Here is a 14,547-nt window from a genome sequence, read left to right as displayed (position 1 = left end):
GCCTTTAGTAAGTGTAGCTTGCAACCGACGAAATCCCGGCTTCAACCCGCAGGAATCGAGTTACTGCGGCCTCAGAACGCCCGCAGGCGCTCCAGCGTCTCGGCCGCGCTCCCGTCGTCGATGGCCGCGCGCGCCATCTCGAGACCCTCCTCCAGCGTGTCGGCGTCGTCGCGGGCGAAGATGCGCACGGCGGCGTTGACGGCGACGGCGTCGGCGAAGCGGTCCTCGCGCGCGCCGGTCAGCACCGCCTCGGTGATGGCCGCCGAGTCGTCGGCCACGTCGTCGACCGCGAGGTCCTCGCTCGTGAAGTCCATGCCGTACTCGGCCGTCTCGATGTCGAAGTCGCTCAACTCGCCGCCGTCCCAGACGGCGACCTTCGTCGACCCGGGACGGATGTCGTCGTAGCCCTCCATCCCCTGGAACATGACGACCCGCGAGAGGTCGTAGCGCTCGCTCGCGTCGAAGGTGTCGATGATGCGCTTGGCGTAGGGGAGGTGGTAGAAGCTCCCGAGGTGGACGTCGGCGCGGGCGGGGTTGGCGAGCGTCTCGATGGTGTTGACGAACGTCCGGACCCCCATCCGGTCGCGCCGGTCTTCGAGTCCCGTGACCCCCGGGTTGCAGTTCGGCTGGTAGTAGAAGCCGAAGCCCACCTCGTCGGTCATGCGAGCGGACTCGACGGGCGTGAGGTCCGTCTCGACGCCGAGGGCGTCGAGGACGTGCTTGTAGGCGTCCTGTTTCTGCGTCGGGACGCGGTCGCCGGAGTGGACGACGACGGGCGTCCCGGCGGCGGCGGCGACGAGGCCCGCGCCGACGCCGAGCAGCGCGCTGCGACCCTTCCCGTCGTAGTTCGCCCCGCAGTCGACCGGGTCGCAGTCGGGTTCGGCGAAGACGACCGACTCCTCGGCCATCACGTCGATGTACGCCGCGAGTTCCTCCGGCGTGTTTCGCTTCCAGCGGTTCGCCAGCCAGAACGCCCCGAGCGTGGTCGGGTCGGGTTCGAGCGCGAGGATACGCCGGAACGCCTCGCGGGCCTGCTCGCGGGTCATGTCGTCGGCGGACTTGTGTCCCGTCCCGACGACCTCCGTCATCAGCCGTTTCAGCGGCCACTCGCCGAATGACTGCGTCGCTTCTGCCATACCAGACCGTCGGGACGCGCGGAGCAAAAGCGTCCCGCTCGTGCCGGCACAACACCCATGTCGGCCCCCCGTGTCTCTCACGTCAGCAATGGTGAACTTCATTCCACTCGTCCCCGAGAGCCCGGCGTTCGAGCGCGTCATCGACTGCTACCGCGACGTGTGGGCGTCGGCCGGCGAGGGCGAAGCGCGCACGAGCGTCGCCGAGCGGTTCTCGGCGCACGCGACGTACCCCGGCTACCGCGGGGTCGTCGCGCTCGCCACGGACCCCGACGAACTCGCGGCGGCGGGCGTCGAGGGGGAGGACGAGGCGGTCCTCGGCTACTGTTACGGCTACGCCTCCCGACCCGACCAGTACTACCACGGACTGCTCAGGGAGAGCCTCCCGGTCGAGGAGGGCGACCGGTGGCTCGCCGACTGCTTCGAGTTCGTCGAACTGGGCGTCCACGTGGGGGCCCGGGAGCGCGGGCTCGGCAGCACGCTCCACGACGCGCTGCTCGACGGCGTCGAGAACGCGACGAGCCTCCTCACGACGGGCGTCGAGAACGACCCCGCGCGGCGGTTCTACGAGCGCCGCGGCTGGGACGTCGTCCACGAGCCGTTCGAGTCCGACGACGGCCGGCCGTACGTCGTCATGGGGCGCTCGCTCGGGCAGGACGCCGGCGCGGCGGGCTCAGACCGCGGCCGCGTGTGAGTCGAGCTGTTCCGTGAGCAGGCGGCTCACCCGCTGGGGGTCGGTGACCGACTCGAAGACGATCTCCGTCGCGCCCGACCCCGCCGTGTCGATGTGGACGTCGCCGTAGGAGAGCAGGCGCTGGGGGAACGACTGCGTGAACGTGGTGTTCTGGATGCGCCCCATCCGGAGGCTCGTCACCTGCCGGGAGACGAGGCCCGTCTTCTTGTACACCTCGTTCGACGTGATGACGTACTGCGTGCTGCGGTGCGAGAGGTACGTCCAGCCGATGAGCGCGAGGCCGGCGACGACGAGGACGACCCCCACCAGCCGCCACGGGTCGGGGAGGAACACCGTCGAAATCGGCCCCAGTACGAAGAGGACGGCGCCGACGACCAGCGACATCGCGACGGGGTAGAAGCTCGGGTGGCCGCTCCAGACGACCGACTCGTCGGCCCCGAGCGTAACCCAGTCGGGGACCTCACGTGCGGATGACATTGTTCGCGAGGGGATAGGACGTCGACCTATTTCCCTCTACCCCCGCTCCCGGAGCGGGAGCGCCCGGGGGACGCCGACGAGGTCCGCGCTCGCGTTCCACAGTCGCTCGCGACGGGCCGCGTCGTGCGCCCGGTCGTCGGGTGTCTCGCGCGAGCGACCCGCGACGTACGCTCCCGTCAGGTCGGCCGGGGCGTCGGCCGCCAGCGCGACCAGTCCCGCCGCCCCCTCGGCGACGCTCGTCCCGACGAACGGGAGGCGGGCGGCGAGGCGGACCGCGAGCGAGAGGGGGAGACTCGTATCGCGGTAGAGGCCGCTCCCGGGGACGAACCCGGGGTGATAGGCGTTCGCCGTGACGCCGGTACCCGCCAGCCGGTCGGCGAGTTCGACCGTGAACAGCACGTTCGCCAGTTTCGAGCGGGCGTAGGCGTCGAGGGCGTCGTACTCGTCGTCGAGCGCGAGGTCCGAGAGCGCCAGCTCGCCGCGCCGGTGGACCGACGAGGCGGTGACGACCACCCGGGCGGGCGCCGACGCGACCAGCAGGTCGACCAGTTCGTACGTCAGGAGGAACGGTGCGAGGTGGTTGACGAGGAACACCGCTTCCACCGCCCGCCCGCCCAGGTCGACCGTCCGCCGGGACGACAGCGACAGCGCCGCGTTGTGGACGAGGACGTCGAGGCGGTCGTAGCGCTCGCGCACCACGTCGGCCAGCGACCGGACCGCGTCGAGGTCGGCGACGTCCGCACGGACGAAGCGTCCGTCCCCGCCCGCCTCCCGGACCTCGCGGAGGGCCGCCCGACCCCGCTCTCGGTCGCGGCCGGTGAGCACCACCGTCGCTCCCCGTTCGCCGAGGCGACGGGCGGCGACCCGACCGATGCCGCTGGTCGCACCCGTCAGGACGACTATCTTCCCGGCCATCGTCCCCGTGGTCTCGTCCATGCCCGGTCGTCGGGTGGGGGCCGCAAAACCGTGTCGCGCGGAACCGACAGCGTGTAAGTTCCCGAGGCCGTACGGGAGACGATGAGCACCCTGGAGGACGACTGGCGCACAGACCTCGACGCGGTCGACGCTCGACTCGTCGACGACTTCCAGAGCGGCTTTCCCGTCGAACCGCACCCGTTTCGCGCCGTCGGCGCGGCCCTCGGCGTGAGCGAGCGGGAGGCGCTCGCGCGCGTCGAGCGCCTCCGCGACCGGGGTATCTTCCGGCGCTTCGGCGCCGTGTTGAACCCGCCGGTCATCGGCAGTTCGACGCTCGCCGCCGTCCAGGCACCCGAGGAACGGTTCGACGAGGTCGCCGGGGTGATCAACGGCTACCGGCAGGTGAACCACAACTACCGCCGCGACCACGAGTGGAACATGTGGTTCGTCGTCACCGCCGGGTCGCGGACGACGCGCGACCGCATCCTCGCGGACATCGAGACACGGACCGGGTGTCGGGTCCTGAACCTCCCGATGCTCACGGACTACTACATCGACCTCGAGTTCCCGGTGGTCAACGAGGACCGCTTCGCCCGCGAGTCCCTCGACGCGACCGAGGTGACGGCGACGCGCATCTCCGAGGAGGCCACCGCCGACCTCTCGCCCCTCGACCGACGCCTCCTCCTCGAGATTCAGGGGGGCTTTCCCCTCTCACTCACTCCCTACGCGGACGTCGCCGACGCCATCGACGCCGACACCGGGGAGGTGGTGGCGGCCGTCGACCGCCTGCTCGAGTCGGGCTGTATCAAGCGCGTCGGCTGCGTCGTCAACCACGTCGTCACGGGCTTCGACGCCAACTGCATGGTCGTCTGGGACGTCCCCGACGACGCCCTCGACGCCCGCGGCGAGCGCGTGGGGCGCCTCCCCTACGTCACCCTCTGTTACCACCGCCCGCGCCGGCCCGGCCAGGACTGGGCGTACAACCTCTTCACCATGATTCACGGGCGCGACCCGGCGGCCGTCGACGAGAAGATAGACGAACTCGCGGCCGACTTCCTCCCCTTCGACCACGAACGGCTCTACTCGACGGCGACGCTGAAGCAGACGGGCGCGCAGTACGAGGAACTCGTCGGGGAGTGACCGCTCACTCCCGCGTGAGGAGTTCGGGGACGGTCACCGCCGCGGCCAGCGGGACGCGCCCGTCGCGCGCGCCGACGTAGCCGACGATGGCGACGCACCCGACGGCGACGGCGGCGATGCCGAGCAGGCCCGCCTCGGGGCCGAACGACCCGCCGGTGAACAGGTCGGGGCCGACCTCCCGCGCCTCGACGAACGAGGCGTCGAGGCGGTTGCCGCTGACGGGGAGGCCGTAGACGACGCCGAGGAAGAAGTTCCACGAGATGTGCGCGCCGATGGGGATGGCGAGTTCGCCGGTGAGGACGTAGCCGAGCGCCAGCCAGACGCCCGCGAGCGAGATGCCGAGGACGCTCACCGCCGTCGCGTTGGGGTTGGCGGCGTGGAGCGCGCCGAAGAGCACGGACGTGAGGAGGACCGCGACGGCGACGGCGCCGCGGTGACCCAGGTAGCCGCGGAGTCCCTCCGCGACGTTCGTCAGCTGGTACCCCCGCGAGAGCACCTCCTCGTAGACGCCGACGGCGACGAACATGGCGAGCGCGCCGACGACGCCGCCGAGGAGCGCCGGCGTCACGCGCGCGACGTCCGTGACGACCACGAGGCCGGTCGCGACCTGCCCGGCGAACAGGAGCGTCTGGAGGCCGGCGCCGAGCGCGAGGCCGAAGCCGCAGTCGAGCCACCACTGCCGGTCGATGTGGAGGCCGAGGTCGGCGAGGGGGCGGCGGTCGAGCACGCGCGCCGCGATGGCGACGCTCAGGGCGACGGCGACGGCCATGACGAGCGTGTTGAGCGCGAGCGGCGAGGCGCGAGTCGAGAGCGGCGAGAGGACGAGGAGCGTGGCGGTCGCGAGGACGAGGAGCAAGAGCGTCTGGAGCAGGAGGCGCCAGGGTGCTCTGAGGCGACCTTCCTGCGGGTTTCGGAGGAGAGAGATGGAGGGCACGGGCGGTGGGGTCGTGTTACTGTCCGGAGACGATGACCATCGGGCCGACGACGACCAGCGCGAGGCCGAACGCGCGGTAGATGAACTCGCTGTCCATCATGCTGAGCGGCGTCAGGACGAACAGCAGGCCGAACAGCACGACGTGCAGGCCGACGACCGTCTTGCTCTTCAGCGGGAGCGTCGCCAGCAGGCCGACGACGAACAGCAAGAGGAACGCTTGCCCGATGTTGTACTGGAGCAGGAAGCTGTCGATGACCTGCAGCGGGAGCGTGAGCATTCTTGACTACCACTCGTGGCGAATCGAATTTCAACCTTCCGTTACCGCTCGGCACCGATGTCGAGCGGTCGGATGAACAGGACGAAGAGGACGACCACCGTCGTGGCGTAGCCGATGGCCCAGACGCCGGCGCCGAGACCGGGCGCCCCGAGGGCCGTGAGGGCGTAGTCGGTGATGCCGGGAGCGAGGACGCCGAAGAGCGCGATGGCCGCCCCGAGTTTGAAGCGGTCGGTGAGGAACGCCTCGTCGTCCCCGTCGACCTGGTCGGATGCGTGGTCACTCATCGGCGGCGCTACGGGCGCCACGGCCCTCAACCCCTCGGTCCGAACCGACCGCCCTTTCACGGTGCGAGAGAACGAGGGACCGTGAACGTCGGACTCCTCTACGCCGTCTGTGCCGCCCTCCTCTTCGGCGGCTACCTCGTCCTCTACAAGCGCTTCTTCGGGGCCTACCCGACGACGGCGTACATGACGGGCGCGTACGCGACGGCGCTCTGCTGGTACCTCCCGCTCGCGGCGCTCTCGTGGCCCGACGACGCGCCCGTCGCCGAGGTGGTGAGCGCGCCCGACGCCGTCGGCGCCGCGGGAGCGACGGCGCTGCTCACCGGCGTCGCCATCGTCGTCTCGCTGCTGGCGGTCAACCGGGGGGACGTCACCTACGTGACGCCGCTCAACAAGCTCGTCCCGCTGTTCGTCCTCCCCATCGAGGTGCTCGCGCTCGGGCAGTACCTCGGCCCGTGGCAGGTGGGGGGCGTCGTCGTCGCCACCGCGGGCATCTACGTCGCGAACTACCGACCGGGCGCGCTCCTCGCCCCGTTCCGACGGGCGCTGAGCTACACGCCCGCCCAGCTGGCGCTGGCGGGCGCTGCGCTGTTCGGCGTCGCCGACGTGGCCAAGCGCGTCCTCCTCCAGGAACTCGCGCTCCCCGTCCCGTTCGTCGTCTGGCTCACCCTGCTCGGGGTGCTGGTCGTCGCCGCCCCCCTCGGCCGGTCGCGCCTCGACGCCCTCCCGCGGCGGGCGTACCCGGGCGTCGCCGGGATGGGCCTGCTCATCGCGTGTGTCAACCACGTCAACGCGCTCGCGTTCCAGGCGATTCCGGCGAGCGTCGCCTCGCCCATCGTCAACTCGCAGGCCGTCGTCGCCGTCGTCGTCGGCGGCGTCGTCCTCGACGAGGGGGCGTTCGGCAAGCGCCTCGTGGCGAGCGTCCTCGCCGTCGTCGGCGTCGTCCTCGTGGCGCTCGGGTGAGTCGCATCGTCGGGACGTCGCGCCGCCGGGACCCGACCCCTGCTGTATCGGTCGTTCGAGACTGCTCGTTGAGCTATCGAATCGCGAACCGTTCTACGTATCTTCAATCGCCGTTCTGGAAAAATACTTCTACCTGCCTAGGTATATGTTACTCGGCAGAGATAGTTCGTGTTATGTCGGAAGAGGATGCCACCAATTCGACACAGGCGTATCGACGACGCGGGTCGGCGTACGCCGTCGACCGTGGGGCGGGACCCGCCGTACTCCTCGCCCACGGAACGCTGATGGACCGAACGATGTTTGCCCCGCAGGTGAGCGCGCTCTCGGACGCCTACCGGGTCGTCGCGTACAACCTCCGGGCCCGGACCGACCGGTACCGGGAGTCGTACGACCTCGACGACCTGGCGGACGACTGCGCGGCGCTCATGGACCACCTCGGTATCGAGCGCGCCGTCCTCGGCGGGATGTCGATGGGCGGGTTCATGGGCCTGCGGTTCGCGCTCCGGTACCCCGAGCGCCTGTCCGGTCTCGTCCTCATCGACAGCATCGCCGACCCGCACACCCCCGAGGAACAGGAGACGTACGAGGAGATGATAGCCGGCCTCCGCGACGCGCCGGCCGTCCCCTCACGACTCGCCGAGACGGTGTCACACCTCCTGTTCGGCCGGACGACCCACGAGGAGCGCCCGGACCTCGTCGCGGAGTGGGTCGAGCGATGGCAGACCTACCCGCCGGCGTCGGTCGTCGGCGAGGTGGAGTCGTGGCTGTACCGGGAGGGGGTCGCGGACAGGCTCGGTGAGATAGACGTCCCCGTGCTGGTCGTCCACGGCGAGGAGGACGCCGCGCTCGACGTCGAGCGCGCGGAGCCGATGCTCGACGCGCTCCCCGACGCCCGGCTGGCGCGCATCCCGGCCGCGGGCCACAGTTCGAACCTCGAACGGCCGGCGGCGGTGAACGAGGCCGTCCGAACGTTCCTCGACGACGTGGCGTGATGTACGACCTCACGCATCCCGTCGCGCCCGGGATGCCGACGTACCCGGGCGACCCCGTCGTCGAGACGTGGCCCGACGCCACCGTCCACGCCGACGGCTACCAGGTGACGGCCTTCGGGATGAGCACGCACACGGGGACGCACATCGACGCCCCGCGGCACGTCGACCCCGAGGGGAAGACCCTCGACGAGTACGACCTCGAGCGGTTTCGCTTCGAGGCGGTCGTCGTCGACTGCCCGATGGGGACCGACGAGCCGATCACCGAGGACCTCGTCCCCTCCTCGGACGCGGACCTCCTGCTCTTTCACACCGGCTGGAGCGACTACTGGGGACAGGACGTCTACTACGACTACCCCTACCTCTCGACGGAGACCGCCGAACGCTGCGCGGAGTGCGGGTTCGACGTCGGCGTCGACACGCCGAGCGTCGACCCCGTCGGCGCCGACCTCTTCGCGCACAACGAACTGTTCTCGGCCGACCGCCTCATCATCGAGAACCTGACGAACCTCGGGGCGCTCCCCGAGCGCGTCACCGTCTTCGCCCTGCCCGTCCCGCTGACGGACGCGGACGGCGCACCCGCCCGCGTCGTCGCCCTCGAGTGAACGGGGCGGGACGACGCGGTCCGACGGTTTATAACCCATCGAGCGGATAGAGCCGCCAGCGTGAGCGACCCCGCCCCCTCCGAGTCGGCCGCCGACCCCGACCAGCGGACCGTCCCCCGCGCCGGACTCGACGCCGCGTGGCGCGACCTCTTCCCGTTCGACCCCTACCCCCAGCAGGTCGACGGCGTCGAGCGCGCCCGCGAGGTGATGGACGACGGCGGCTACCTCCTGCTCGAGGGGGCCTGCGGGACGGGCAAGACGCTCATCGCGCTCGTCGCCGGCCTGCAGGCGATACGCGACGGGGCCGGCGAGCGCGTCTTCGCCGTCACCCCCGTCAAACAGCAGTTGAAACAGTTCGTCACCGAGGTGCGGACGCTCAACCGCGGGCGCGAGGAGCCGTTCGCGGGCCTCGTCCTCGTCGGGAAGGGCGACCTCCTCCCCTACGCCCGTACCGGGGCGTTCCCGGGGGACGGCGGCGTCCACGACGCCTCCTCGCGGATGCGCGAGATGACCGCGAAGCTCGTCAGCCGGGAGTCGACGCTCAGCCTCGACGTGGCCCCCGACGCGCTCGACGGGCGCATCGAGGTCTGCGGCGACGAGTCGTGCGACCGACTCTCGTACTCCGAGGGGCGCTGTCCCGAGCACCGCGGCGAGCGCGACGAGGAGGCGCCGTGGTACGACCCACTGCGCGCGGAGGCGCTCTGCGAACTCGTCGAGTCGCTCGACGGCCCCCGGCTGAAGACCGCGGGCGAGAGTGCGCCCTACCCGGCCGACCCGCCGCACACGCGCGACGTCCTCGACGTCTACGATGGGGGCGACCTCCCCGCCGGGCAGGCGGGTTACTTCGACCCCTTCTACGCGCGCTTCTTCGCCGACGAGGGGTGGGTCGGCTTCGGCTTCGAGCGGGGGGAGGCGCACGTCCTCGACGCCGACGCCGTCGTCGCGGCGGCCGTCGACCGCGGCGTCTGTCCCCACGAGTCGATGGCCGCGCTGATGCCCGAGGCGGACGTCCTCGTCGGGAACTACAACCACGCGTTCGACCCGAAGACGCGCCGCCTGACGCGCGAGAAGGCGGGCGTCCTCGACGACGGGACGCTCCTGGTCGTCGACGAGGCGCACATGCTCGAAGAGCGGGTGCGCGACCTGCTCTCGGAGACCCTCTCGCTGCACGCGCTGCGCACCGCCCACCGCGACGTGACGCTGGCGCGGGAGTACCTCTCGGGGACCGGCGGGGCGCCCGGGTCGGACCCGGAAACGCACCGTCGCCACGCCCGGAAGGCGCTCTCCGACTTCTCCGGCGTCGACGAACGCGACCTGGAGGTCGCCCAGTCGTTCCTGGAGTGGCTCGCCGACGCCATCGACGGGGAGGTGTCGACCTACCTCCGCGAGGAGTACGGCGACTGGCAGCGGCGGTTCCGCGAGGGGTCCCTTCCCGAAGCGGACCACGAACTCCCCCTGCGCGACCCGGAGGCGGTCGAGACGGACCGCCTCACCGCCGCCGCGCGCGAGGCGTTCGCCGACGACGTCTGGCGGCGGATGCGCGACGTGGGCGCCGCCGTGGCGGCCGTCCACGATGACGACGGCCAGACCGACCGCACTCCCGTCTGCGACGCCGTCGGCACCCTCCTCTGGCGGTGGGGGACGGCCGACCACGCCCGGTACTTCCGGGAGGTGGAACTCGAGTACTCGGAGAAGGCCCTCGAGGACACGACGCTGCCCGACTGGGCGAGCGCGTACAACGCCGACCTCGTGCTGTTCAACTGCATCCCACAGGAACCGCTCGCGCGGGTGTTCGACGAACTCGCCGGGGGCGTCGTGATGTCGGCGACGCTCGAACCGTTCGACGTCTACCGGCAGGTGAGCGGGCTGGCGTTGCTTGCGGAGGACGGGCGGGACGGAGGAGACGAGGACGGAGCGGACGCGGGGGACGACGACCGCGTCCCCCGTCGGGTGGAGACGGCGAGGTACGGCCTCGGCTTCCCCGAGGCGAACCGGGCGAGCTGGGTGCTCGACGTGCCGCCGTTCACCTACCGCAACCGGGGCGACCCCGTCGTGGAGTACGACGGGATGACCCGCACGCGGCGGGCGTACGCGAGCGCGCTCGTCCGCCTCGCGCGCGGCCACGGCAACACCCTGCTCTGCCTGCCCTCCTACCGCGAGGCGGAGTGGGCCGTCGAGTACCTCCGCGAGCACGTCTCGAAGCCCGTCCTCCGGGACCGCTCCTCCGACAGTTCGGAGACCGACGCCATGCTCGCGCGGTTCTTCCAGGGCGACGACACCCACCGGGTGCTCGTCACCAGCGCGCGGGGGACGGTGACCGAGGGCGTCGACTACCGGGGACAGCGCCTCCACTGCGCGGCGGTGGTCGGCGTCCCGTACGCGAACACCGCGACGCCGCGGATGCAGGCGGTGATGAACGCGTACGGACGGACGTTCTCCGAGGAGGGGCGCGAGACGGGCTTCGAGACGGCCGTGCAGGTCCCCGCGGTCAGGAAGAGCCGACAGGCGTTCGGGCGCGTCCTCCGGGGGTACGACGAGGTGGGCGTCCGCGTCCTGCTCGACCGGCGCTACCTCGCCGGGACCCCGCGGTCGGTGAACGACCTGCTGGGGGAACGAGAGCGCGAGGAGTTCAGCGCCGTCAGCCCGGACATGCTCGACCTCGCGCTGGAGCGGTTCTGGGGGCGTCAGCGCCAGGCGTAGACCCGGTCCGCGACGACGACCGAGAGGCCGTGGTAGCGGCCGTCGAGCGCGACGTACGCGAGCGAACGCGAGGGGTCGCGCTCGCGCTGGCGGGCCACCCGCTCACGGAACCGGGCGACGACCCGTTCGAAGGCGTCGTCGGGGTCGCAGGTCGCGTACTGGCCGTCCTCGACGGTCGAATCGAGGAGCGCCCGCTCGTCGTCGGGGAGGGTGTCGGCATCGAGCGGCGAGGCGGCGTCGGGGAGGGTGCGACGCGTCCGCTCGACCCGGAGGAGGGCGGCGTCGCGCCCGCCGCAGTCGACGTACGGGCGCCACTCGGTCGACGGGTCGGCGCGGTCGTCGCCGTCGGTCGACCCGTTCCCCGCGGCGGCCCGCGGGGAGGGACCACCGGCGAGACACCCGGCGAGCGCGAGCGTCCCGAGGCCGGTCACGAACGACCGTCGGTCCATGCGCGACCGTTCAACGAACCCACACATATGCTTTCGGGAGGGTCAAATTTCGGATAGTGTCTCGTCCTCGAAGGCGCGGATGGACGCGCGCCAGTCGTCGGGGAGGGGGCGGGAGGACCCCGTATCGGGGTCGACGCTCACCTGGACTGACTCGGCGGTGAGCGCCACCTCGTCCCCGACGCGGACGCGGTAGGCGAACGTGAAACTCGACGTACCGAGGTCGCTCACCCGGACGTCGACCCCGACGGTGTCACCGAGGTGGACGGGCGCGCGGAAGTCCATCTCGACGTGCGCGAGGACCATCTCGGCGCCGTCCGCCTCAACGACCTCCCGGAGGTACTCGACGCGCGCCTGTTCGAGGTAGGTACTGTAGACGGCGTTGTTGACGTGCTCCAGCGTGTCGAGGTCGCGGTAGCGGACGGGAATCTCGGTCGTGAACGGGAAGCGGTCGTCGTCGTCCATGGCGAGGGGCGGGGCGCGCGCCCGCATGGCGGTTGCGGAACGTCCGCGTCGTGCGTAATATCACGATATAGAGATAGTACGGGAGTACTGACGAAGGAGTAACTATTTCCTCGGGTGCGCCGAGAACCAGTGCGTATGTCCCCGTTCGCGATAGAGGCGACCGACCTCTCGAAGCTCTACGGCGACGACGTCGCCGTCGAGGGGCTCGACCTCGCCATCTCCCCCGGCACCGTCTACGGCTTCCTCGGCCCGAACGGCGCCGGGAAGACGACGACCATTCGGATGCTGACGACGCTCCTCACCCCGACGTCGGGGGAGGCGCGCATCGACGGCCACCCCATCACCGACCGCCGGGCGGTCACCCGGCGGTTGGGCTACCTCCCCGACACGCCGCCGCTGTACGACGAACTCACCGGCCGCGAGCAACTGGAGTACGTCGCCGGCCTGCGCGACATCCCGGCCGATGAGGCGTCGGCGCGCATCGACGACCTCCTCGGCCGGTTCGCGCTCGCGGAGGACGCCGACCGGCGCATCTCGACGTACTCGAAGGGGATGAAACAGAAGGCGGGTATCATCCAGGCCATCCTCCACCGACCGTCGGTCGTCTTCCTCGACGAACCGACCTCGGGGCTGGACCCGCGGGCGGCGCGGACGGTCCGCGACACCATCGCCGACCTCGCGGCGGGCGACACCACCGTCTTCCTCTCGACGCACATCCTCCCGGTCGTCGACGAACTCGCGGACACGGTCGGCGTCCTCTTCGAGGGCGACCTCGTCGCCGAGGGGCCCCCGGAGACGCTCAAACGGCGCGCCGCCGAGGAGGACGGCGGCGCGGGAACCGGGCGCACCCTGGAGGACGTCTTCCTCGAAGTGACCCAGGAGGCCGACCTCGCGCCGGCGACGGCCGACGGGTCGCGATGAGCGCGACCCGCCACGTCCGCCTCGTCGCACGCCACGAGGTGGTCCGACGCTGGCGCGCCGTCCGCGGTAACACCCGACAGGCGCTCGCTATCGGGGCGTCGATACTGTTCGGCGCGCTGTTCTTCGCGGTCGCCGTCTTCGGCGCGTACGCCTTCGGTGGCGCGATGGCGCGCGGCGAGGTGACGCCCCCCCTCGACCTGCTCCGCCTCGCCGCCGCCGCCGTCTTCGCGTTCGCCGTCTTCCTCACCACCATCCGGGCGGTCCAGACGTCCACCGCCCCGCCGGGGCTCGATGGATTGCTCACGACGCTCCCGCACCGCGAGGTCATCGCCGCGCTGGCGCTCGTCGAGGTGGGGTTCGCGTTGCTGTTCCCCGGGAGCGCGGTCGCGCTCGTCGCCCTCGCGTTCGCGGTCGGTGCGGGCGCCCCGGCGACGGCCGCCCTGCTGACCGTCGCCGTGGTCGGCCTCGTCACCGTCGGGGCGCTGACCGGCGTGACCCTCGGGCTGGCCGTTCGGGTGCTGGTCGCCCGGTCGGCACTCCTCTCGCGCCTGCGGACGCCCGTCGCGGTGGGACTGTTCCTCGCGTACTTCGCGGTCATCACCAGCCAGCAGGCGGGGTCGGCGTTCGCGCCCGTCCTCCGGGCGGTGGGGGCGACGCCCCTCGGCTGGTTCGCCGACCTCGGGCTCTACGGGCTGTCCCCCGACGCGAGCGCCGTCCGGGCCGCCGGCGCGCTGGGCGCGACGGCCGTCGCGGTCCCGCTCGTCGGCGCCGCCGCGAGCGCGCTCGCCGGACGGCTCTGGTACGACGACCCCGTCCAGCCGGAGGGCGCGGACGAGGCCCAGGCATCCGGGATGGGCGACGTCACGTTCGTCCCCCGGCCGATGGCGCGCGTCGTGCGAAAGAGCTGGCTGCGCGCGAAGCGAAACCCCATGCGGTTGCAGTACGTCGCCTACCCCCTGTTCTTCCTCTGGGCGCCGCTCGCGGACGTCGTCCGCACGGGGACGGTGCCGCCCGGACTGGCCGCACTGGTCGCCTTCTACGGCGCGTGGGCCACCGGCAGCGCGTTCTCGCTGAACCCGGTCGGCGACGAGGGACCGGTCCTCCCGGTGACGCTCACGACGCCCGTCACCGGCCGGACCTTCGTCGGCGGGGTCTGTCTCGCCGGGGTCCTCGTCGGCGTCCCGCTGACGGCGCTCGCCGCCGTCGGCCTCGCGCTCGCCGCCGGCCTCGAACCGGCCGCGCTCGCCGCCGTCGGCGTCTCGGCGGTGGTCCTCCCCCTCGCGGCGACGGGTATCGCCGCCGGCGTCGGCAGCGTCTTCCCGCGCCTCCAGACGGTCCGCCTCGGGCGCAACCGACAGGCGGTCGTCCCCAGCCTGTTCGCCTTCGCGCTCTACTCGCTGGTCCTCGGCGTCGCGGGCCTGCCCGCCTCGGTGGTGGGCGCGCCGGGCGTCCTCGGCGTGCTCTCGGAGCTCGTCGGCCTCCCGCAGACGACGGCGCTCGTCGGCGGCCTCGCACTCACCGTCGTCCTCGCGGGCGTCGCGGCGGCCGTCGGCGTCCGCGTCGCCGTCACGCGCTTCGAGGGGTACACCTACGACTGACTCGACCGC

The 14,547-nt window shown here is 71.7% G+C and carries 16 protein-coding genes; 8 read left to right on the top strand and 8 right to left on the bottom strand.

Annotated elements, in window-relative coordinates:
• Positions 1-71: 71 nt before the first annotated feature.
• Positions 72-1,136, bottom strand: a complete 1,065-nt coding sequence (locus P1Y20_RS14285; RefSeq protein WP_304449325.1) for an anthranilate phosphoribosyltransferase — start codon at positions 1,134-1,136, stop codon at positions 72-74.
• A gap of 88 nt (positions 1,137-1,224) precedes the next feature.
• Between P1Y20_RS14285 and P1Y20_RS14280 the strand changes: the two genes are divergently transcribed.
• Positions 1,225-1,827 carry a GNAT family N-acetyltransferase gene (locus P1Y20_RS14280; RefSeq protein WP_304449324.1) on the top strand — a complete coding sequence of 201 codons (603 nt, stop codon included), beginning with the start codon at positions 1,225-1,227 and terminating at the stop codon, positions 1,825-1,827.
• Here P1Y20_RS14280 and P1Y20_RS14275 read toward each other — a convergent pair.
• Entirely contained in the window at positions 1,807-2,304 is a 498-nt protein-coding gene (locus P1Y20_RS14275) for a PH domain-containing protein (RefSeq protein ID WP_304449323.1), read from the bottom strand. The genes P1Y20_RS14280 and P1Y20_RS14275 overlap by 21 nt on opposite strands.
• A gap of 36 nt (positions 2,305-2,340) precedes the next feature.
• The gene (locus tag P1Y20_RS14270) at positions 2,341-3,240 is read right to left on the bottom strand and encodes an SDR family NAD(P)-dependent oxidoreductase (protein ID WP_304449322.1); all 900 of its coding nucleotides are present in this window, start codon (positions 3,238-3,240) and stop codon (positions 2,341-2,343) included.
• 81 nt (positions 3,241-3,321) lie between these two features.
• Between P1Y20_RS14270 and ahbB the strand changes: the two genes are divergently transcribed.
• Complete coding sequence (gene ahbB, locus P1Y20_RS14265) at positions 3,322-4,359, top strand: siroheme decarboxylase subunit beta (protein ID WP_304449321.1); 1,038 nt, start codon at positions 3,322-3,324, stop codon at positions 4,357-4,359.
• Between the two features lie 4 nt (positions 4,360-4,363).
• On the opposite strand, the gene P1Y20_RS14260 is transcribed toward ahbB, so the two are convergent.
• Genes P1Y20_RS14260 through P1Y20_RS14250 form a run of 3 tightly spaced genes read right to left on the bottom strand, consistent with a single transcriptional unit; the run spans position 4,364 to position 5,854 of the window.
• The gene (locus tag P1Y20_RS14260; RefSeq protein ID WP_304449320.1) at positions 4,364-5,293 is read right to left on the bottom strand and encodes a CPBP family intramembrane glutamic endopeptidase; all 930 of its coding nucleotides are present in this window, start codon (positions 5,291-5,293) and stop codon (positions 4,364-4,366) included.
• 16 nt (positions 5,294-5,309) lie between these two features.
• Positions 5,310-5,570: a DUF8006 family protein gene (locus P1Y20_RS14255; RefSeq protein WP_304449319.1), complete on the bottom strand. Its 261-nt coding sequence runs from the start codon at positions 5,568-5,570 to the stop codon at positions 5,310-5,312.
• Between the two features lie 41 nt (positions 5,571-5,611).
• Positions 5,612-5,854 (bottom strand): DUF7996 family protein, encoded by a 243-nt coding sequence (locus P1Y20_RS14250; protein WP_304449318.1) that lies wholly within the window; start codon positions 5,852-5,854, stop codon positions 5,612-5,614.
• 81 nt (positions 5,855-5,935) lie between these two features.
• Between P1Y20_RS14250 and P1Y20_RS14245 the strand changes: the two genes are divergently transcribed.
• From P1Y20_RS14245 to P1Y20_RS14230, 4 genes are all read left to right on the top strand, one after another.
• Positions 5,936-6,814, top strand: a complete 879-nt coding sequence (locus P1Y20_RS14245; RefSeq protein ID WP_304449317.1) for an EamA family transporter — start codon at positions 5,936-5,938, stop codon at positions 6,812-6,814.
• A gap of 173 nt (positions 6,815-6,987) precedes the next feature.
• Positions 6,988-7,806: an alpha/beta fold hydrolase gene (locus tag P1Y20_RS14240; protein WP_304449316.1), complete on the top strand. Its 819-nt coding sequence runs from the start codon at positions 6,988-6,990 to the stop codon at positions 7,804-7,806.
• A complete protein-coding gene (locus tag P1Y20_RS14235; protein WP_304449315.1) occupies positions 7,806-8,408 on the top strand; it encodes a cyclase family protein in 603 nt (200 codons plus the stop codon). Before P1Y20_RS14240 ends, P1Y20_RS14235 begins: the two co-directional genes overlap by 1 nt.
• Before the next feature lie 60 nt (positions 8,409-8,468).
• On the top strand, positions 8,469-11,108 hold the full coding sequence (locus tag P1Y20_RS14230) for an ATP-dependent DNA helicase (RefSeq protein WP_304449314.1): 2,640 nt from the start codon (positions 8,469-8,471) through the stop codon (positions 11,106-11,108).
• Here the strand turns inward: P1Y20_RS14230 and P1Y20_RS14225 are convergent.
• A complete protein-coding gene (locus P1Y20_RS14225) occupies positions 11,093-11,557 on the bottom strand; it encodes a hypothetical protein (protein ID WP_304449313.1) in 465 nt (154 codons plus the stop codon). The genes P1Y20_RS14230 and P1Y20_RS14225 overlap by 16 nt on opposite strands.
• Positions 11,558-11,599: 42 nt before the next feature.
• The gene (locus tag P1Y20_RS14220; protein WP_304449312.1) at positions 11,600-12,019 is read right to left on the bottom strand and encodes an acyl-CoA thioesterase; all 420 of its coding nucleotides are present in this window, start codon (positions 12,017-12,019) and stop codon (positions 11,600-11,602) included.
• Positions 12,020-12,154: 135 nt separating this feature from the next.
• On the opposite strand from P1Y20_RS14220, the gene P1Y20_RS14215 reads away from it, so the two are divergent.
• Together P1Y20_RS14215 and P1Y20_RS14210 are read left to right on the top strand one after the other, a co-directional pair.
• The gene (locus P1Y20_RS14215; RefSeq protein WP_304449311.1) at positions 12,155-12,940 is read left to right on the top strand and encodes an ABC transporter ATP-binding protein; all 786 of its coding nucleotides are present in this window, start codon (positions 12,155-12,157) and stop codon (positions 12,938-12,940) included.
• On the top strand, positions 12,937-14,538 hold the full coding sequence (locus tag P1Y20_RS14210; protein ID WP_304449310.1) for a hypothetical protein: 1,602 nt from the start codon (positions 12,937-12,939) through the stop codon (positions 14,536-14,538). The genes P1Y20_RS14215 and P1Y20_RS14210 overlap by 4 nt, the downstream gene beginning before the upstream one ends.
• Positions 14,539-14,547 lie beyond the last annotated feature (9 nt).

Origin of the sequence: Halomarina ordinaria (assembly GCF_030553305.1) — an archaeon.
GTDB lineage: Archaea > Halobacteriota > Halobacteria > Halobacteriales > Haloarculaceae > Halomarina > Halomarina ordinaria.
The sequence above is the reverse complement of the archived record's forward strand: the minus strand, read 5'-3'. Positions and strand labels throughout refer to the sequence as shown.

Bases quoted from the DNA above. Each gene is read 5' to 3' on its own strand.
- P1Y20_RS14285 (WP_304449325.1), bottom strand. From the start codon at position 1,136: ATGGCAGAAGCGACGCAGTCATTCGGCGAGTGGCCGCTGAAACGGCTG.
- P1Y20_RS14280 (WP_304449324.1), top strand. From the start codon at position 1,225: ATGGTGAACTTCATTCCACTCGTCCCCGAGAGCCCGGCGTTCGAGCGC.
- P1Y20_RS14275 (WP_304449323.1), bottom strand. From the start codon at position 2,304: ATGTCATCCGCACGTGAGGTCCCCGACTGGGTTACGCTCGGGGCCGAC.
- P1Y20_RS14270 (WP_304449322.1), bottom strand. From the start codon at position 3,240: ATGGACGAGACCACGGGGACGATGGCCGGGAAGATAGTCGTCCTGACG.
- ahbB (WP_304449321.1), top strand. From the start codon at position 3,322: ATGAGCACCCTGGAGGACGACTGGCGCACAGACCTCGACGCGGTCGAC.
- P1Y20_RS14255 (WP_304449319.1), bottom strand. From the start codon at position 5,570: ATGCTCACGCTCCCGCTGCAGGTCATCGACAGCTTCCTGCTCCAGTAC.
- P1Y20_RS14250 (WP_304449318.1), bottom strand. From the start codon at position 5,854: ATGAGTGACCACGCATCCGACCAGGTCGACGGGGACGACGAGGCGTTC.
- P1Y20_RS14240 (WP_304449316.1), top strand. From the start codon at position 6,988: ATGTCGGAAGAGGATGCCACCAATTCGACACAGGCGTATCGACGACGC.
- P1Y20_RS14235 (WP_304449315.1), top strand. From the start codon at position 7,806: ATGTACGACCTCACGCATCCCGTCGCGCCCGGGATGCCGACGTACCCG.
- P1Y20_RS14225 (WP_304449313.1), bottom strand. From the start codon at position 11,557: ATGGACCGACGGTCGTTCGTGACCGGCCTCGGGACGCTCGCGCTCGCC.
- P1Y20_RS14220 (WP_304449312.1), bottom strand. From the start codon at position 12,019: ATGGACGACGACGACCGCTTCCCGTTCACGACCGAGATTCCCGTCCGC.
- P1Y20_RS14215 (WP_304449311.1), top strand. From the start codon at position 12,155: ATGTCCCCGTTCGCGATAGAGGCGACCGACCTCTCGAAGCTCTACGGC.
- P1Y20_RS14210 (WP_304449310.1), top strand. From the start codon at position 12,937: ATGAGCGCGACCCGCCACGTCCGCCTCGTCGCACGCCACGAGGTGGTC.